We start from the raw sequence: 18,714 nt of genomic DNA on the forward strand, positions 1-18,714 counted from the left end.
TCCAACTATTGGGGGTCACTTCATTTACATGGCTTTTTTATCAATTATATGTCACTTATTGTATACAATGAATTAATGTAGGTTTTTCTTCGCAGCCGTGACGATTTCATCCACTTGAGCCGCATCAAAAGAGTAAGTGGTGCCACAATAATCGCAATGTAAGGCCACTTCACCATCGGTGGCGAGAATGTCATCTAACTCTTCTTTGGCCACGGTAGCGATCGCACCTGCGCTACGTTCACGAGAACAACCGCAGAAGAACTCAACTGGATGTGGTGTGAATAACTGCACTTTTTCTTGGTTGTATAAACGATACAACACTTCGTTGGCTTCCAGTGAAAATAGCTCTTCGTTTTTAATTGTTTCGGTCAGCTTTTCTAGGTGGTCGAAATCATCGGCAGAACCTGTGCCATCTGGCATGATCTGCAGCATCATACCAGCAGCATGAGCTTGACCTTGATGCTCACCCGTACGGATCCATAGGCGCGTTTTTAGCTGTTCAGAACGCTCAAAATAGCCTTCTAAAATTTCCGCTAAGCTATCGCCTTCAAGACCAACCACACCTTGGTAGCGTTCGCCTTTATTCGGTGAAATAGTGATCACTAAGTGACCTTTGCCAATTAAATCGTGCAAGCTGGCTTCCGGATCGATTTGGCCTTTGTAGCGAGCCACACCACGTAATTTTTGGTCGTGATCGCCATTAATCACCACTAAAGAGACTGGGCCGTCACCTTGCAGTTGCAAAGTAATAGAACCTTCAAATTTTAGAGTGGCGGTTAATAAGCTGGTGGCCACTAACAATTCGCCAAGAATCGTTTGAATTGGCTGCGGGTAATCCTTATTAGCAAGAATTTGTTGATAAGCCGTATCGAGTTGAACTAGCTCGCCACGTACAGACAAATCTTCGAATAAATAGCGGTGCAAAAGGTTATTTGCCATGAGTTTGAGACCTCGGCGTGTTTATTGATGTTTAAATTTAATTAAGTTGCGACGCTGTTTCTTATCAGGGCGACGCTCGGGGCTAGGGCTGTATAACGCGTTGAGTTTATGTTTTTGCGCATTATCTTCACGCTTTTGGATGCTGGTTTGCGTTTCAGTATACAAGGTTTGCGCTTCAGGCGCACCGCGACGTTGATCGGAGATTTTCTCTACTATCACGGTTTTTTCTTCATTACCTTGACGTAAACGGATCTCAGCGCCCAATTCGACGATTTTACTCGGCTTGGTACGTTGGTCATTATAGTGGACTTTACCACCATCAACCATGCTTCTGGCTATCGAACGAGTTTTGTAAAAACGTGCTGCCCAAAGCCATTTGTCTAAACGTACCGATGATGTTTGTGAGCTCATTCTGAGATATGCCCCTAAAAGATGAACAGTAAGGCGGTTATCTATGATGCCGACTTACATATAAATGACATAAAAAGTTGTTATTAGACTTAACCTGTTGCAAAGGAAATGGAGCCTCGATCAGTATTTTTCAAGTTATATTAGGAAAAAGACAGTATCTTGGGATATTTTCACTTTTTTCGTGGTCTGCCAATAGGCCTGGTCAGGCTAAAGTAGATAGAATGGACAGCCTGTAACACTGGATGAGAAACAAAGAGACGAGAAACTCAGAAAACCTTGACTCTTAGCATAAGAACGTATGATTTTATTTGGTTTAATCCCTTTAAACCGTTAAGGTTTACACTCCTCGATAATTTAACGCGAATGGACTCGGAATAAGATGTCATCAAACTTGGTGTCGAAAGACAACTGGCAGCAACAATGGGCACAACTATCAAGCCGTTGGGTACAAAATCAGGCTCAAGTGAGCTTTTTGTGTACTTTAGTGCTGGTGGCCATGATCGCTTGGTTGGTGGGAATCCTTATTTGGTCTTTATTCAGTACTCAACCAACCGTTTCTCGTTGGACTGCGCCTCAAGTTTCAGGCAGTAGCGCTTCTGCTCGTCCACAATCGACCGATTCCGTGTCTTCTTTGCTCAGCGCGAATTTGTTTGGTTTATACACGCAAACCCCAACCGAATCGTCTCAACCCGTGACCAAAGATGCCCCACAAACGCGTTTAAATTTAACGTTAGTCGGTGCAGTGTCCAGCAGTAACGATAAACTCAGTTTGGCTATTATTGCTAACCAAGGTAAACAATCGACTTATGGTATTGGTGAAACCATTGATAATACACGGGTGACATTACAAGCCGTGTATGTCGATCGCGTCATCATTCGTAATCAAGGCCGAGATGAAACCTTGATGTTACAAGGCATAGATTATAGTGCCTCGCCGCAACCGGTGGCACGTCAAGCCGTCGAACCAGCTCAGACAGGCGATGGCGCGGCAGATTTAGATACGATCCGTGAAGAGATCTCGTCGGATCCGCAGAAGATATTTCAATACATTCGCCTTTCTCAAGTGATGGAAGAAGGGCAATTAAAAGGTTATCGCGTACGGCCTGGTAATGATCGTGCACTTTTTGATCAAGTTGGCTTGAAAGACGGTGACATTGCGACTTCCTTAAATGGGCAAGATCTTACCGATGCCTCTCAAATGACGGAGCTGTGGAAGACCGCATTAGATTCAATGGAGTGGAATCTCACTGTTGAACGAGATGGCCAGCCGCATGATATTTATATTCAGTTTTAAACGGCCTCATAGCAGCCGTTTCAGGACAGTAAAATCACCTTTGGTGAGCAGGAGCATAGTTTGAAAAAGTGGTTGAGCAAAGTCTCACTGATTGCATTAACAAGTTTGATGTCAGTATCGGCCGTTGCGGAGGATTTTAGCGCAAGTTTTAAAGGCACGGATATTCAAGAGTTCATCAATATTGTTGGACGTAATTTACATAAAACCATCATCGTTGACCCAACGGTACGCGGTAAAATTGATGTGCGTAGCTACGATGTATTGAATGAAGAGCAGTATTACAAGTTCTTCCTGAATGTGTTGGAAGTGTATGGCTACGCCGTGGTGGAAATGGATGATGGTATCTTGAAAGTCATTAAAGACAAGGATGCCAAAACATCGGGTGTACCGGTTGTCGGTAATGGTGAGAATGTCAGCGGCGATGCCGTGATCACTCGCGTTGTGCCAGTGAAAAACGTTTCTGTACGTGAATTATCGCCAATTTTACGTCAGCTTAATGATAATGCCGGTGCCGGTAACGTAGTGCATTATGACCCTTCTAATATCATTCTATTGACTGGCCGCGCATCGGTGGTCAATCGTCTGGCGGATATCATTAAACGCGTCGATCAAGCCGGTGACAAAGAAGTCGAAGTGGTGGAGCTAAAGAACGCTTCCGCCTCTGAAATGGTGCGCATTGTCGATTCATTAAACAAAAGCGCCGATGCCAAAAATACCCCAGAATTATTGCAACCGAAATTGGTAGCGGATGAGCGTACTAACTCCATTTTGATTTCTGGCGATCCGAAAGTGCGTGAGCGTTTGAAAAAGCTCATCAGTCAGCTTGATGTAGAAATGGCAACCAAAGGCAATAACCGCGTGGTGTATTTGCGTTATGCTAAAGCCGAAGATTTAGTCGATGTGCTCACGGGCGTGTCTGAAAACCTCCAAGCGGAAAAAGAAGCCAAATCTGGCACCACAACCAGCAGCAATGGCGGCAAAGTGATGATCGCGGCCGACCCTGGTACTAACGCTCTTGTTCTTACTGCGCCGCCCGATATTATGAAAGCGCTGCAAGATGTGATCAGCCAGTTGGATATTCGCCGTGCGCAAGTTTTGATTGAAGCGTTAATCGTGGAACTATCCGAAGGCGATGGCATCGATCTTGGGGTGCAATATGGCAACCTTGAAACCGGTTCTATGGTGCAATATTCCAATGCTAATGCCCAAATTGGTCAGGTTGCTGTCGGTATTGAAGAAGCCAAAGACAACACTTCAACGACGGCTGTTTATGATGACAATGGTAACTTCTTACGTAATGAAACTACGACAGAAGATGGCGATTACTCAACCCTAGCCGCCGCATTAAGTGGCGTGAATGGTGCCGCATTGAGTATTGTAAAAGGTGACTGGACGGCTTTGATCAGTGCCGTGGCGACCAATACCAACTCCAACATTCTATCGTCTCCGAGTATTACGGTACTGGATAACAGTGAAGCGTCTTTCATTGTCGGTGAAGAAGTGCCAGTGGTGACTGGTTCGACAGCCAGTTCTGATAACTCAAACCCATTCCAAACGGTGGATCGTAAAGAAGTGGGTATCAAATTGAAAGTCACGCCACAAATCAACGAAGGCGACTCGATTCAAATGAAGATCGAACAAGAAGTGTCAAATGTTCTTGGGCCAAATGGCGCGGTCGATGTGCGCTTTGCTAAGCGTCAGATTAATACTTCAGTGATGGTACAAGATGGACAAATGATTGTATTAGGCGGTTTGATTGATGATCGCGCACAAGAAAGTGTCTCTAAAGTGCCACTATTGGGCGATATTCCATACCTAGGTGCGCTGTTCTCTTACACCACCACCAGTAAAGAGAAAAAGAACCTGATGGTATTCATCAAGCCAACCATTATTCGTGATGGCATGGCGGTCGATGGCTTATCACGTCGCAAGTACAATTACATTCGAGCTGAGCAATTATACCGCGCACAAAAAGGCTTGAAGTTAATGCCAAACACGGAAACGCCAGTGATTCCAAAATTTGGCCAAGACACGCGTCAACCGGCTGAAATTCAAGCGTTCCTTGATCAGTTAAATCAAGATGAGTCTCAAGGTAGCGTGCAATGATGTTGGATGATGACACTCAAGCAGTAAGCGCAGAAGTCGAAACTCGTTCGGCGCTGCGCTTGCCTTTTGCTTACGCCAAGCGTCATAAAGTGGTGCTGGAATATGGCGAGGCGCAACCTGTGCTGTATTACGCTGGAGAGTTGACGCCACAAGTGCTGTTAGAAATTCGTCGTGCCTGTGGGCAAAGTTTTAAGCCGCAACCGTTAGATGCGAATGAATTTGAAAGTAGATTAACGCAAGCCTACCAACGTGATTCCTCTGAAGCGCGTCAGTTAATGGAAGACATTGGCGCCGATGATGACTTTTTTTCATTAGCAGAAGAGCTACCTGAAAATGAAGATTTGTTGGAATCTGAAGACGATGCGCCGATCATTAAATTGATCAACGCCATGCTCGGTGAGGCGATTAAAGAAGGGGCGTCGGATATTCATATCGAAACCTTTGAGAAAGTGCTCTCGATTCGATTCCGTGTGGATGGTGTCTTGCGTGAAGTGTTATCTCCGAGCCGTAAACTCGCGCCGATTTTGGTGTCACGCGTTAAAGTGATGTCAAAACTCGATATTGCGGAAAAGCGTGTGCCGCAAGATGGTCGTATTTCGCTACGCATTGGTGGCAGGGCGGTAGACGTGCGTGTTTCTACCATGCCATCTTCACACGGTGAGCGTGTGGTGATGCGTTTGTTAGACAAAAATGCCACTCGCTTGGATTTACATAGCCTTGGTATGACCAAGAAAAATCACGAAGCATTTCGTCATCTGATTGCGCGCCCACACGGCATCATTTTGGTGACAGGCCCGACGGGTTCCGGTAAATCCACCACCTTGTATGCGGGTTTGCAAGAGCTCAACAGCACCGAACGAAATATTCTTACAGTCGAAGATCCGATTGAATTTGATATTGATGGCATAGGCCAAACCCAAGTTAACCCGAAAGTGGACATGACCTTTGCACGTGGCTTACGTGCTATTTTGCGTCAAGATCCAGACGTGGTGATGGTGGGGGAAATTCGAGACTTGGAAACGGCGCAAATTGCGGTTCAGGCCTCACTCACTGGTCACTTGGTGATGTCGACACTGCATACTAACACCGCAATTGGTGCCATTACTCGTCTGCGAGATATGGGCATCGAACCTTTCTTAATTTCTTCGTCTTTACTCGGCGTATTAGCTCAGCGATTAGTGCGAACCTTGTGCCCGAGTTGTAAAGAGCCGTATCAAGCTGATAAGCAACAGAAAAAACTGTTCGGTTTAAAGAAAAGTGACGAGCTAGAATTGTATCGCCCTACTGGTTGTGAGCACTGTAATCATAAAGGATACCGTGGTCGAACTGGTATTCATGAACTGTTATTGATTGATGAAGATACTCAAGAGTTGATTCATTCAGAAGCGGGTGAGCAAAGTATTGAGAAACAAATTCGCTCACATACTCCGAGTATTCGTGATGATGGTTTAGCGAAAGTGCGTCAAGGTATCACGACTTTAGAAGAAGTGTTACGCGTGACCAAGGAAGTGTAAGTCATGGCGGCATTTGAATACAAAGCACTGGATGCAAGAGGTAAGCAAAAGAAAGGTGTATTAGAGGGGGATAATGCTCGCCAAGTACGCCAACGCCTCAAAGAAAAAGGCTTAATGCCAACCGAAGTGGTGGAAACTAAAGCCAAAGCGCAAAAAGCCAAATCCAGTGGTTTTAGTTTTCAACGCGGGATCAGTACCAACGAATTAGCTCTGGTGACACGTCAACTGTCGACTTTGGTTCAAGCCGGCATGCCGCTAGAAGAATGCATTCGTGCTGTGGCGGATCAAACTGAAAAGCCGCACATTCGAAATATGTTGGTCAGTATTCGCTCGCGAGTGGTCGAAGGCTACACCTTATCGGACAGCATGGCGGAATACCCAGCTGTGTTTGATGATTTGTTTTGTGCCATGGTCGCAGCGGGTGAAAAATCGGGCCATCTGGATGCGATTTTGGATCGCCTTGCTGATTACGCTGAAAATCGCCAAAAAATGCGTTCTAAACTGCAACAAGCCCTGATTTACCCAACCATGTTGACCTTAATTGCGATCAGTGTGGTGGCGTTTTTACTCGCGGCGGTGGTGCCTAAAATTGTCGATCAGTTTGTACAAATGGGGCAAGGTTTGCCTGCTTCGACCCAGTTCTTGCTGCTAGCGAGTAACTTTGTTCAGCATTGGGGGCTATTGGTTTTAGGCCTGATAGTGGCACTGATTGTTGGCTTAAAGTGGGCCTTAAAAAAGCCAAGTTTTCGCATGAAATGGGACCGGAAAATTTTATCCTTGCCTGTGATTGGTAAGGTGGCAAAAGGGTTAAACACCTCACGCTTTGCCAGAACGCTCGCGATTTGTTCTTCCAGTGCGATTCCACTGTTAGATGGGATGCGAGTGGCTGCCGATGTGATGAGTAATCAATATTTTAAAGCGCAGATTTTAGAGGCGGCAGATAAAGTGCGTGAAGGCACCAGCTTGCGTAAATCACTAGAGCACACCAAGCTGTTTCCGCCGATGATGCTACACATGATCGCCAGTGGTGAACAAAGTGGTGAGCTTGAACCTATGCTGATCCGCGCCGCCGATAACCAAGACCGAGATTTTGAATCCCTGGTCAATATGGCATTAGGCATTTTTGAACCATTATTGATTGTGTTTATGGCTGGCATCGTGTTGTTTATTGTCACAGCAACGTTAATGCCGATATTGGAATTGAATAATTTGGTAACGCAGTAAGGATGAAAAGCGTTGCTAGGTCGCTTCGCTGCTAGGTCGCTTCGCTGCTAGGTCGCTTCGCTGCTAGGTCGCTTCGCTGCTAGGTCGCTTCGCTGCTAGGTCGCTTCGCTGCTAGTACTATAGGAATGCTTTTGTCTTTTTCGAGCCACGAGCAGCGTAGCGCCCGAAACTCGAGATACGTCCAAAGAGATACGTAACTTATATTTTTGTAGGAGTCACAATGAGTAGAAAATTGAATTTATCAACGAATAAACAACAGGGCTTCACCTTGCTTGAAGTTATGGTTGTGGTGGTGATTTTGGGTATTTTGGCTAGCTTTGTTGTACCTAACCTTTTAGGTAACAAAGAAAAAGCCGACCAACAAAAAGCGGTGACCGATATTGTGGCACTGGAAAATGCACTCGATATGTACAAGTTAGATAACAGCGTTTACCCAACCACAGATCAAGGTTTAGATGCATTGGTTTCAAAACCAACTGGCAGCCCAGAGCCTCGTAATTACCGTGATGGTGGCTACATCAAGCGCCTACCAAAAGACCCTTGGGGCGGTGATTATCAATACCTAAGCCCTGGCGATCACGGTACGGTCGATGTGTTCACTTTAGGTTCTGATGGCCAAGAAGGCGGTGACGAAGGTTCACAGCAAGATATTGGCAACTGGAATATTCAGGATTTCCAATAATAGAAAACGTGGCTCGGATTACGGTCGTTTCACTTCTCGTAGCTCGAATAGCGTCATCCTGAATAGCGACGAAGGAGCGTAGTTCAGGCTCTCCTACCACTTTTGATGTATCAATGAGTTGTGGGAGATTCCGTATCTTCTTCGCTTAGGCTCATGTACGGAATGACGGCTAAAAACTCGTAACATACTAAGGAAAAGAATGCAGCGTCAGCGTGGTTTTACTTTGTTGGAAGTGCTTTTAGTGGTGGTGCTAATGTCACTGAGTGCGCTCACGGTGGTGCAGACGTTGCCACAAAACAAAGACGACCAAGCGAAAGAGGAAGCGTCACGTTTCTACCAACGGCTGCAATTATTAAGTGATGATGCGATCTTAAGTGGTCAAGATTATGGCCTATTCATCGATGCCAAAAAGTCGCACTATCACTATATGCAGCTGGGGGATAAAGGTTGGCAAAAAATGGAAGATAGCCCGCAATTTGCTTCGACGGATTTACCGCAAGATCTGAGCGTGACTATTGAGCTTGGCAGCGATGCATGGAATAACCGTGATTCCTTGTTTGAGCAAGAGGATTTCTACGAAGACCGTTTTGACGATGAAAATGCCAAACCTAAGCCACCGCAAGTGTATGTGCTGTCGAGTGGAGATATGACCCCATTTGAGATGAGTTTTGCTTCAGAGCCCAATCAAGCCTTAGAGCAAACCTGGCGTGTCAATGTATCAGAAGTGGGCGAAGTGCATTTATTAGCGCCGGGTGAGGTGTTAGATGAAACGCCTTAATCGCACTCGAGGCATGACACTGCTTGAAGTGTTGATCGCATTAGCCATTTTTGCCACTGCTGCGATCAGTGTGATTCGGGCCGTGACTCAACACATCAACACCTTAACCTATTTAGAGGAAAAAACCTTTGCCAGTATGGTGGTGGATAATCAATTAGCGATGGTGCATTTAGCCACATCGTTTACCGCCTCTAAAAAAGGAGTCGAGGAGTTTGCAGGGCAAAAGTGGTATTGGACAGCCACTCCGGTAAAAACAGGATTAGGGCTGATTCAAGCCGTCGATGTGAGCGTATCATTACATGAAGATCGCAAGAGTAACCTCATGACGGTGAGAACCTATGTTAAGCAGTAAGACAGGGTTAAGCAGTAAGACAGGGTTAAACCGTAAGCTTGGGTTAAGCCGTATTCGTAAAGCGGTGGCTGGTTTCACTCTCATTGAAGTGATGGTTGCCATTATGGTGTTCGCTAGCTTAAGCATTGCCGCCTATCAAGTGGTTAATCAGGTGCAGCGTAGCAATGAGCAATCGGCAGAAAAAACGGTGCGCTTACAACAAATTCAACGCGCGATGATCGTATTGGAAAGCGATTTTCGCCAAATGGCAGCTCGTACGTTTAAAGGACGCGCCAATGCGACCACGACTCGAATGTTGTATGTCGGAGAGTATGTTTTAGATTCTGACTCTAACGGAATTTTATTTACCCGTTTAGGTTGGCAAAATCCTCAGCAAGCCTTTCCTCGTGGTGAAGTATTAAAAGTGGGTTATCGGTTAGTTGAGCACAAACTTGAGCGAGTGTGGTGGCGCTATCCAGACAGTGCAGAAGGACAAGAGCCATTAACAAGGGATGTACTCGATAAAGTCGAAGGCATCAGTTTTCGTTTTTATGCGGATGATCAATGGCAGCCAACCTGGGAAAGCGAAAACCAGTTGCCATCAGCGGTCGAGGTGAATATGACGCTGCAAGATTATGGCAAAATACGTCGAGTCTTTTTGATTGCACCTGGTGCTTCGAGTTCGGCGCTTAATGAGAATTCAGATAATGATAGCGCCAATGAGGTGACGCAATGACGTCGCCCTTGAAGTTGCAAAATAAAGGCGTTGTTTTGGAAAAAAGCACTCAGGGAAAAAGCGGTCTGCAAAAAAACGGCCTGAGAAAAACCAGCTTACAAAAGCAGCGCGGTGTGGCATTGATTTTTGTGTTGCTGTTAGTGGCTGTGCTAGTGGCAATCGCGGCTACCATGACTGAGCGTATGTCGACCCAGTTTTATCGCGCCAGTAATTTATTGCATCATCAACAAGCGTATTGGTACAGCGTGGGCGTTGAAGCACTTGCGCAAGCGGCGATAGAAGAAACTTACAAAGATAACGCGGATAACATCAATCTGAGCCAAGCGTGGGCAATAGAGGGGACGCAATACCCGCTAGAAAATGGTGAGGCGATTGGCAGCATTATTGATAAGCAGGCGTGTTTTAATGTAAACGCCTTAGCCAGTTTGCCTGAGACCAATTCGTCACAGCGGCCTTATTTATTAAAAGCCTTAGCCTATATGCTGCAAGAGCAAAGCCAGCAGCAGGAGAATAGTGGCGCATCAATCGACAGCTATCAGGCAGAAGTGATAGCGGACTCCATCAAAGAGTTTGTCGATAGTGATGCACAAGTCAGTACCCCAAGCGGGGTAGAAAGCAGCAATTATGAAGGGATGCAGCCTAGCTATGAAGCCCCCGATGGTTTGCTTGCCGATAACAATGAATTGCGTGCGGTTTATCAAGTGACTCCGCAAGCCATGACCATTTTACAGCAATTGACCTGTGCGCTGCCCACGACCGACTTGTACATCAATGTGAATACGTTAAAGCCTGAACAAGCGGCGATTTTAGCTGGCATGTTCCAACCGTCTTTAAGTTTGAGCGATGCTTTACAGTTAATTGATTCAAGGCCTCGCGATGGTTGGAAAGACGTCGATAGTTTTTTAAATGAAGCTGAATTAGGCAAAGTGGCCGCTAATATTAAAAGTGAAGCGAGCCCTTTTTTAGCCGTGACCAGCCAATATTTTGAATTGCATACACAAATTAAAGTGGAAGATTCACGAGTGAGATTACGAAGTTTAATCTACAGTGCAGATAAAAAAACGACGCAAGTAATCCGTCGTCGTTTCGGAGGGATCAGTGAACGAGTTTCTGACAATCAAGCTGAGCAGTAACCCAACCGATCCAATACCTTGGTTAGTTTGGTCGAATAGCTTAAATGATGTGATTGCATCGGGTGAATTAGCTAATCGAGAGCATTTAGCAGAGTTAGTCGATTACAGCGCTCAGCGTAGTGTGATCGCCTTATTGCCGAGCAGTGAGGTGTTGATCACTCCGATTCAAATTCCAGCTGGTGCTGGGCGTCAATTAGCCAATATGTTGCCATTTTTAATGGAAGATGAACTGACGCAAGACATCGACAAAATGCACTTTAGCATCATTAAGAAGCAGGGTGATGAAGCCATTGTCGCCACGGTATTGCATCAGACCCTTGCTGATTGGGTTGAACGTTTTAAATCTCATGGCATAACGCTGAAAAAAGTTTTGCCAGACTGCCTTGCTTTACCCTTAAAAGATGGCTGCATTAGTGCCATGCAGGTGGATAATCAGTGGCTATTGCGTAAAAGTGATGTGAAGGGTGCGGCGGTTGATGAAGAATGGCTGGAGCTCTTTTTAAATTCAGGTTGGTTACAGCCCGATGGTGATGCTTTGCATTTCGATGAGTTGCTGCAAGAGTCATCTACTGATGAAGCGAGCGTTGAAAGCCTTGATTTTGAAAACCCTAGCTCTGAAAACTTTAGCTCTGCAAATATTAGCGGCGCTGAAAATAATGAGCTTGAGGTGATGTCGGAAGTCATCGAAGCAGCACAGTCCAGTGTGGAAGCATTAGGACAGTCGGATGAAGCTTCAGAGTCATTGACCATTTATTGCTACAGCGATAAGCCGCAACAACATACGCAATTGCCCGGCAAGTGGCTGGAAGCGCCAAAAGAAATGTTGATGCAGACTTTATCGCAAGGGGCCATTTCTGCTTCGGTGAATTTACTTACTGGGCCTTTTAAAGCGCAGTCTTCTTGGTTTAAACACTGGAAAATGTGGCGTAAAGTGGCGGTAGCCGGTGTTATTTTTATTGCATTATTGTTGGTGCAGCAAAGCGTGCAAGTTCAGCAACTAGAAGCGCAAACCCAAGCTTACCGCACTGAAAGCGAACGTATTTTCCGTAGTGTTTTCCCAGATAGACAGCGTATTCCTACCGTCAGTTATTTGAAGCGTTTGATGCAAGAAGAGGAAAGCGCGTTATCGGGAGGCAATAGCGCGGGCGGTCCATCATTATTAGGTTGGGTTGCCCAATTACCGCCAGCACTGCAAAAGGTGAAATCGGTCTCGATTCAAAGCCTTCAATTTGATGGTTCGCGTCAAGAAATTCGCCTTAATGCGCAAAGTAATGATTTCCAATCATTTGAAATATTACGTACTGAGCTCGCGAAAACTTTTTCGGTGGAACAAGGCCAATTAAATAAGAATGGCACTGTGGTCCAAGGCAGTTATGTGATCAAAGAAAAAGGGGCGGGGAATTAAAGATGAATGAAAAAATCACGACCGCATTAGCCCCTATTACTGCATGGTGGCAAAGTATTTCAAGCCGAGAGCAACGCCTTGTCTTGGTGTGTCTTGGCCTGTTTGCGCTTGGTTTTGTGTACTGGGGAATTTGGCAACCACTCAACGCTCGTACCGAGCAGGCACAAATGCGCCTGAATAGTGAAAAGCAACTATTGAGTTGGGTTACTCATTCGGCTGATAACATCGTGACTTTACGCGCTCAAACGGGATCGCAAGGCGTACAACGTAATCAGCCCATGAATCAAGTGATTTCCTCGACCGCTTCACGCTACAAGGTCGAGTTGATCCGCATGCAACCGCGTGATGATATGCTGCAAGTTTGGGTGCAACCCTTACCATTCAATACCTTGATTAATTGGCTGGCGCAATTGCGTGACCAATATGGCTTGCAGGTGTTGTATCTCGATATTAACCGTGCCGATCAATCCGGTATGGTGGATGTCAATCGACTGCAATTTACGCGAGGTTAAGGAGCGTGAAGTTGAAAGGTTTGAAATGGTATCTGAGTCTTTTTATCTTGGTGTTGTTGGCAAGTTTGGTGGCTCATATCCCTGCCGCTTGGGTGTATCAGCAACTACCTAAAACTCGTGGTATTGACGTCACGGGAATCTCAGGCACGATTTGGAATGGGCAATTGCAGCAATTGTCGGTGAATAGACAAAGTTATGGCGGTGTCTCTTGGCGCTGGCAACCGAGTTCGTTATTGAGTGCGAAACTGCAATATCAAGTGCGTTTTGGTCAAGGCAGTAGCGTGCGCTTAGCCGGGAAAGGGATCGTTGGCGTCGGACTTTCAGGTTTGTATGCGAAAGATGTGTTGGCTTCTGTACCCGTTGAGCAGGTGCTACGCTATATACCAATGCGAGCGCCGATTGAGTTAAAAGGTCAACTTGAGTTATCGTTAACCTCTCTTCAATATGCGGCACCTTGGTGTGAGCAAGCCAGTGGTAGCTTAGCGTGGAGTGGCAGTGAAATCCTTTCACCCGTCGGGCAATTAACGCCGGGGCCTGTGATTGCCGACCTAACCTGCCAAGCTCAAAATATTGAAGTGAAAGGTAAGCAAAATAACGATCAAGTCAGCAGTGAGTTTACCGCCAGTTTGAATCAACAAGCTCGTTATCAATCGATGGCGTGGTTTAAGCCAGGCGCGAATTTCCCGCAATCGATGGCAGAACAGCTTAAGTGGTTAGGTAATCCTAATTCTCAAGGTCGTTATCAATTCAGTTTTGCGGGTAAGCTGTAACTGGATTCGATGTAACTGAATTGAATGTTACCGGGCTCAAGACCCTAGGCTCGAGTTAGGAGAAACGATATGGCAAAACATCAACACCCTGAAATATTGTCAACCTCCGTGGTGGCAAAGTCGCGCCTGTTTGCAATTGAATCGCTAGAGCTTCGTTTCTCTAATGGTGAAGAACGTACTTATGAGCGTATGAAACCGAGCAATCGTGGCAGTGTCATGAGTGTGCCAGTGACTGCCGATGGTGATTTGCTCCTGATTCGAGAATACTCTGCGGGTACTGAGCGTTATGAACTGGGTTTTCCTAAAGGCTTAATTGATCCGGGTGAAACCCCAGAACAAGCGGCGAACCGTGAGTTGAAAGAAGAGATTGGCATGGGGGCAGAACATTTTGTTGCCTTAAAGCAAGTCGTGCTCGCGCCGTCTTATTTTTCTAGCCGAATGACATTATTTTTAGCCACAGGTTTGTATCCCGAACGTTTACAGGGCGATGAGCCAGAAGAACTAGAAGTGATTCGTTGGCCTTTGCAGCAAGCAGAAGAGTTACTGACTCACATGGACTTTTGCGAAGCACGCAGTATCAGTGCGTTAATGTTGGCATTACGAGAATTAAAAGCACAAGGCTTATTAAAGGAAGCGTGATTTATGGCAATTTCAAGCGATCTTTCTCATCTTATTCCGCAAGTCATTAGCATCGCCCGCGAAGCCGGTCAGCGCATCTTGGAAATCTATCACAATAAAGATTATCAAGAGTTCGTTAAAGACGATGATACTCCGGTGACCACTGCTGATTTGGCCGCGCATAAAATTATCATGCAAAGCCTAGCAGAGCTCACGCCGAATATCCCCATTCTGTCTGAAGAAGATGCCGATATTAGCCTAAAGAAACGGTCTCAGTGGAATCGTTACTGGCTGGTGGATCCGCTTGATGGCACGCAAGAGTTTATTGCACGCAGTGGGGATTTTGCCACTGTGATTGCGCTGATTGAGAATAATCATCCTGTGATGGGCGTGGTCTATGCCCCCGTTTCGGGCGTCACGTATTTTGCTTATAAAGGTAAGGGGGCGTGGAAAATTCCGGAAATGGATGACAGCATTCGTATTCACACCTTAAAACATGATAGTGACGATCAGTCGATTGCGATTGCCATCAGCCGTCGTCAAAACATCAATAAGATCACCGAAAAGCTGTCACCAGCACGTAACTATGAGCTGGTTCCACTTGGCTCAGCGGCGCTCAAAGCTTGTTTAGTGGCGGAAGGTGCAGTGGATTGTTATATCCGTTTGGGCCCAACCGGAGAATGGGACACCGCCGCGACACAGTGTATTGTCGAGGAAGCCGGAGGCCGTATTCTCAGCACTCAACTTGAACCACTTTCTTATAACGAGCGAGATACGTTACAAAATCCAAACTTTATTGTGCTTGGCGATGAAGGGATAGGTTGGGAGAAGATACTGACGCAAGCGATGTAAGTGAAGTCGAAGCGAGAGCTCGTATTTCGGGCGCTTCGCTACTCGTGATTCGAAAAAAGCCAGAGCGATAATATTATCGATCTGGCTTTTTATTGAACATGAAAGTCGAGCTACGAGTGCGAAGCATCCGAGCTCCAAGCATCGTGATTACATATAAGAATGCTCACCGGCTTGGTGTTCAGTTGAATCGCGTACGGCGGTTAGCTCACCTGGGAACTGATCAATCAATTGCTTTTCGATGCCTTCTTTTAGCGTGACATCCACCATTGAACAGCCGTTACAGCCGCCGCCGAATTGAACTAGAGCCACACCGTCATCAGAAATACTGATTAGGCTAACATGGCCACCATGACTGGCTAGCTGTGGGTTCACTTGAGTTTGGATCGCGTATTCAACACGGGCCATTAATGGCGCATCATCATCCAATTTACGCATTTTGGCGTTGGGTGCTTTTAGCGTCAGTTGTGAGCCCATTTTATCGGTAACGAAATCAATCTCAGCGTCTTCTAGGAAAGGCAGGCTTAATTCATCAACATAAGCGTTAAAGCCCTTAAATTCGAAAACGGTATCTGAGGCTTCCACTGATTCCGGTGGGCAGTAAGACACGCCACACTCTGCGTTAGGTGTACCAGGATTAACCACAAACACGCGAATATGTGTTTCATTAGATTGTTGTTCAAGCAATTTTGCAAAGTGTGCTTGAGCACTTTCTGTAATAGTAATTGTATCTGACACGACTAATACCTGACTATTTTAGTGGGCTTTTAAGCTATTTTACTCCTGTTATTGCTCAGATCCAAACCAATTTACGGAATCCTGCTTATTTAGGTGATGGGGTGCGCGATAAACAGTACACATCAATGTGTTTCACTCCGGCTTTACGCAAGGCTTGGCAAATTGGCTTTATGGTGGCACCGGTCGTGACGACATCGTCCACCAAAGCCACATGGTCATGTTTGGGTGGTTGAACGAGTTGGAAGGCATGACGGGTATTGCGTAACCGCTGTTTTTTATCGAGCCCTTTTTGTTGTGGGGTGGCGATCACTCGTCGCAATATTTCATGGTTTACACAATAGGATTTGTTTTGTTTGCGCCAAGTTCGAGCCAATTGCTCTGCCAACTCACTACTTTGATTAAAACCACGTCTCCACATTCTGCGCCAATGCAAAGGCACTGGAATCAATTCTGGCGCTGGATTTTCAATCTTATCCGCTAACAAAGGCGCAAGATCCGCGGCTAGCCAAAATTGACGCTGGTATTTTAACTGCTGAATATATTCTTTCAGTGGCGCTTTATAATCGTTGATGCAATACAAACGATCCCAAGGTGGTGGCTCTGAGAGGCATTGGCCGCATTGTGCAACCGTATGTAGTGTCGTCAGGCCACAATCTTGGCAACGAGGTGCGGATGACGTGAGTCGCTCAACACAAGTGTCGCACCATAACGAATGTCGCGGTATCTCGGAGAGGGTTAAGCGACATAAATGGCATTGCCGAGGTAGCCAAGCCAATAGGGATTGTAGTAATTTCATTTCTTATCGTTTAATAAAATAAAGCAGTGACTCATGATTCATTCAAAAGTCACGCTTTAAGTATGAAATTAGTAGGAAAAGGTATGACATCGCTGCAAACAAACAAGCTGCACTGGCAAACCCAAGGAGAAGGGCAAGATTTAGTATTGATTCATGGCTGGGGAATGAATGGCGCAGTGTGGCAGCAGACGATGGATTCACTGGCTCAGTCGTTTTGTGTGCACAGTGTTGATTTGCCCGGCTATGGGTTAAGTCATCAGGCGAGCGCCAGTGATTTAGAGGATATGTGTCAGCAAGTATTAGCTCAAGCGCCAGATAAGGCGGTGTATGTCGGTTGGTCGTTAGGCGGTCTGGTGGCGACCAATATTGCAGTGACACACCCTGCGCGAGTGGAGCGCTTGATTACCGTGGCTAGCTCACCAAAATTTGCCGCAGAGAAAGGTTGGCGTGGCATTCAGCCTCAAGTACTCAGTGATTTCACCTCACAGTTGACCAATAATTTCCAGAAAACCATTGAAGGCTTTATGACGCTGCAAGCCATGGGCAGCCCATCGGCAAGGCAAGATGTCAAAGCGATTAAGCAGCAAGTTTTTTCCCGCCCTATGCCCAATCCCGAAGCACTTGCGCTTGGATTGGATATTCTAGCCCAGGTCGATTTACGCCCAGTGTTGGCGGATATACAAGTGCCGTTTTTGCGTTTATACGGCCGCTTAGATGGGTTAGTGCCAAAGAAAGTCGAGCAAGATGTGTCGCACCTTGCCCCGAACAGTCAATGCCATGTATTCGAAAGCTCGTCTCATGCGCCATTTATGACCGAGCATGAGGCGTTTTGTCGGATGGTTGAGGAGTTTGTGGGTGGAACGGTTAAGAGTGGTTAACGTTACTCGAAAGCTCGGTCGTTTCACTTTTCGTGGCTCGAAAAAGCGAAAAGACTGTTGCGAGGTGCGAGAACGCTTCGCTTCGTGTTGCGAGAAAAGGCTTTCCACTTAACACGCAAGCGCTCCTATCTTTTCCAAGTAACGAGCAGCGTAGCGCCCGAAACCCGAGTACCGTAATCGGCTTTTAAACCACCTCGATCTTTATCCCTTGCTGCTTAATCAAGCTCGCCATTTCTTTTGGTGGTGCTTGGTTGGTGACAATCAAATCGACATCATCAATTTTGCCTAAGTTTACCATCGCATTGCGGCCAAACTTCGAATGATCAATGGGAAGAAACACTGCGCGGCTGTTTTCAATAATGGCACGTTTGACTCGCACTTCGTGGTAATCGAAGTCGAGTAGTGAACCATCAAAATCGACGCCACTGATGCCTAAAATGCCGAAATCTAAACGAAATTGAGAGATGAAATCGAGCGTGGCTTCACCGGTCACGCCGCCATCTTTATTGCGTACTTCACCGCCCGCCAAAATCACTTTAAATTCCGGCTTACTCATTAAAATGATGGCAGCATTAATGTTGTTGGTGACGATTCGAAGTTGCTGGTGGCTTTCTAATAACGCTTTTGCCACGGTTTCAGGAGTCGTGCCAATATCAATAAATAAGGTTGAACCGTCAGGAATATGCTTCACCAAAGCACGAGCAATCTTATTCTTCTCGTTTTGGTTCATGACTTTACGGTCGCTATAAGGCGAGTTTTCAGCGCTGGTTGCCAGCGTGGCGCCACCATGATTACGGCGGATTTTGTTGGCATCGGCAAGCTCATTAAGATCACGACGAATGGTTTGTGGGCTGACGTCAAACATCTCAACCAAATCATCGGTACTGACATAGCCTTGTGCTTTGACTATCTCAATAATTTTCGCATGCCTTTCACTTGCTCTCACGTTACTTTCCCTTTTTTCGCTAACAACCAGAAAGAGTGTACGTGATTTGCATAA

General features: G+C 46.1%; 20 protein-coding genes. 15 read left to right on the plus strand and 5 right to left on the minus strand.

The genetic code is table 11. The features are described 5' to 3' along the window. Nucleotides 1–72 precede the first annotated feature (72 nt). Together hslO and hslR are read right to left on the minus strand one after the other, a co-directional pair. Nucleotides 73–939 carry an Hsp33 family molecular chaperone HslO gene (gene hslO, locus Vgang_RS00845; protein WP_105902665.1) on the minus strand — a complete coding sequence of 289 codons (867 nt, stop codon included), beginning with the start codon at nt 937–939 and terminating at the stop codon, nt 73–75. 21 nt (nt 940–960) lie between these two features. Beyond that, a complete protein-coding gene (gene hslR, locus Vgang_RS00850) occupies nt 961–1,350 on the minus strand; it encodes a ribosome-associated heat shock protein Hsp15 (RefSeq protein WP_105902664.1) in 390 nt (129 codons plus the stop codon). A gap of 379 nt (nt 1,351–1,729) precedes the next feature. Here hslR and gspC point away from each other — a divergent pair, with 379 nt between their 5' ends. The 14 genes from gspC (at nt 1,730) to cysQ (ending at nt 15,305) form a co-directional block, all read left to right on the plus strand. Next, nucleotides 1,730–2,644, plus strand: coding sequence for a type II secretion system protein GspC (gene gspC / locus Vgang_RS00855; RefSeq protein WP_105902663.1), 915 nt, complete (start codon nt 1,730–1,732; stop codon nt 2,642–2,644). A 108-nt stretch (nt 2,645–2,752) separates the two neighbouring features. Then, nucleotides 2,753–4,750, plus strand: a complete 1,998-nt coding sequence (gene gspD, locus Vgang_RS00860) for a type II secretion system secretin GspD (RefSeq protein WP_406708298.1) — start codon at nt 2,753–2,755, stop codon at nt 4,748–4,750. Continuing rightward, complete coding sequence (gspE, locus tag Vgang_RS00865; protein WP_105902679.1) at nt 4,750–6,264, plus strand: type II secretion system ATPase GspE; 1,515 nt, start codon at nt 4,750–4,752, stop codon at nt 6,262–6,264. The genes gspD and gspE overlap by 1 nt, the downstream gene beginning before the upstream one ends. A gap of 3 nt (nt 6,265–6,267) precedes the next feature. Further along, nucleotides 6,268–7,488 (plus strand): type II secretion system inner membrane protein GspF, encoded by a 1,221-nt coding sequence (gspF, locus tag Vgang_RS00870; RefSeq protein WP_105902661.1) that lies wholly within the window; start codon nt 6,268–6,270, stop codon nt 7,486–7,488. Nucleotides 7,489–7,708: 220 nt separating this feature from the next. Beyond that, complete coding sequence (gspG, locus tag Vgang_RS00875; RefSeq protein WP_105902660.1) at nt 7,709–8,170, plus strand: type II secretion system major pseudopilin GspG; 462 nt, start codon at nt 7,709–7,711, stop codon at nt 8,168–8,170. A gap of 199 nt (nt 8,171–8,369) precedes the next feature. After that, entirely contained in the window at nt 8,370–8,948 is a 579-nt protein-coding gene (gene gspH / locus Vgang_RS00880; protein ID WP_105902659.1) for a type II secretion system minor pseudopilin GspH, read from the plus strand. After that, nucleotides 8,935–9,300 (plus strand): type II secretion system minor pseudopilin GspI, encoded by a 366-nt coding sequence (gene gspI / locus Vgang_RS00885; RefSeq protein ID WP_105902658.1) that lies wholly within the window; start codon nt 8,935–8,937, stop codon nt 9,298–9,300. The genes gspH and gspI overlap by 14 nt, the downstream gene beginning before the upstream one ends. Beyond that, complete coding sequence (gene gspJ / locus Vgang_RS00890) at nt 9,287–10,015, plus strand: type II secretion system minor pseudopilin GspJ (RefSeq protein WP_105902657.1); 729 nt, start codon at nt 9,287–9,289, stop codon at nt 10,013–10,015. The genes gspI and gspJ overlap by 14 nt, the downstream gene beginning before the upstream one ends. Continuing rightward, on the plus strand, nt 10,012–11,148 hold the full coding sequence (gspK, locus tag Vgang_RS00895) for a type II secretion system minor pseudopilin GspK (protein ID WP_105902656.1): 1,137 nt from the start codon (nt 10,012–10,014) through the stop codon (nt 11,146–11,148). Before gspJ ends, gspK begins: the two co-directional genes overlap by 4 nt. Further along, nucleotides 11,114–12,553, plus strand: coding sequence for a type II secretion system protein GspL (gene gspL / locus Vgang_RS00900; protein WP_105902655.1), 1,440 nt, complete (start codon nt 11,114–11,116; stop codon nt 12,551–12,553). The genes gspK and gspL overlap by 35 nt, the downstream gene beginning before the upstream one ends. Before the next feature lie 2 nt (nt 12,554–12,555). After that, nucleotides 12,556–13,065, plus strand: coding sequence for a type II secretion system protein M (locus tag Vgang_RS00905; protein ID WP_105902654.1), 510 nt, complete (start codon nt 12,556–12,558; stop codon nt 13,063–13,065). A gap of 11 nt (nt 13,066–13,076) precedes the next feature. Further along, complete coding sequence (locus Vgang_RS00910; RefSeq protein ID WP_157946032.1) at nt 13,077–13,835, plus strand: type II secretion system protein N; 759 nt, start codon at nt 13,077–13,079, stop codon at nt 13,833–13,835. 69 nt (nt 13,836–13,904) lie between these two features. After that, the gene (gene nudE / locus Vgang_RS00915) at nt 13,905–14,474 is read left to right on the plus strand and encodes an ADP compounds hydrolase NudE (RefSeq protein ID WP_105902653.1); all 570 of its coding nucleotides are present in this window, start codon (nt 13,905–13,907) and stop codon (nt 14,472–14,474) included. A gap of 3 nt (nt 14,475–14,477) precedes the next feature. Then, a complete protein-coding gene (gene cysQ / locus Vgang_RS00920; protein WP_105902652.1) occupies nt 14,478–15,305 on the plus strand; it encodes a 3'(2'),5'-bisphosphate nucleotidase CysQ in 828 nt (275 codons plus the stop codon). 147 nt (nt 15,306–15,452) lie between these two features. Here cysQ and nfuA read toward each other — a convergent pair whose 3' ends face one another. Together nfuA and Vgang_RS00930 are read right to left on the minus strand one after the other, a co-directional pair. After that, complete coding sequence (nfuA, locus tag Vgang_RS00925; RefSeq protein WP_105902651.1) at nt 15,453–16,040, minus strand: Fe-S biogenesis protein NfuA; 588 nt, start codon at nt 16,038–16,040, stop codon at nt 15,453–15,455. Between the two features lie 85 nt (nt 16,041–16,125). Next, nucleotides 16,126–16,836: a ComF family protein gene (locus Vgang_RS00930; RefSeq protein WP_105902650.1), complete on the minus strand. Its 711-nt coding sequence runs from the start codon at nt 16,834–16,836 to the stop codon at nt 16,126–16,128. An 83-nt stretch (nt 16,837–16,919) separates the two neighbouring features. Between Vgang_RS00930 and bioH the strand changes: the two genes are divergently transcribed. Then, complete coding sequence (gene bioH, locus Vgang_RS00935) at nt 16,920–17,714, plus strand: pimeloyl-ACP methyl ester esterase BioH (protein ID WP_245879946.1); 795 nt, start codon at nt 16,920–16,922, stop codon at nt 17,712–17,714. Between the two features lie 184 nt (nt 17,715–17,898). On the opposite strand, the gene Vgang_RS00940 is transcribed toward bioH, so the two are convergent. Continuing rightward, nucleotides 17,899–18,660, minus strand: coding sequence for a DeoR/GlpR family transcriptional regulator (locus tag Vgang_RS00940; RefSeq protein ID WP_105902648.1), 762 nt, complete (start codon nt 18,658–18,660; stop codon nt 17,899–17,901). Nucleotides 18,661–18,714: the final 54 nt, after the last annotated feature.

This window comes from Vibrio gangliei (genome assembly GCF_026001925.1).
In the GTDB taxonomy this organism is placed as follows: Bacteria; Pseudomonadota; Gammaproteobacteria; order Enterobacterales; family Vibrionaceae; genus Vibrio; species Vibrio gangliei.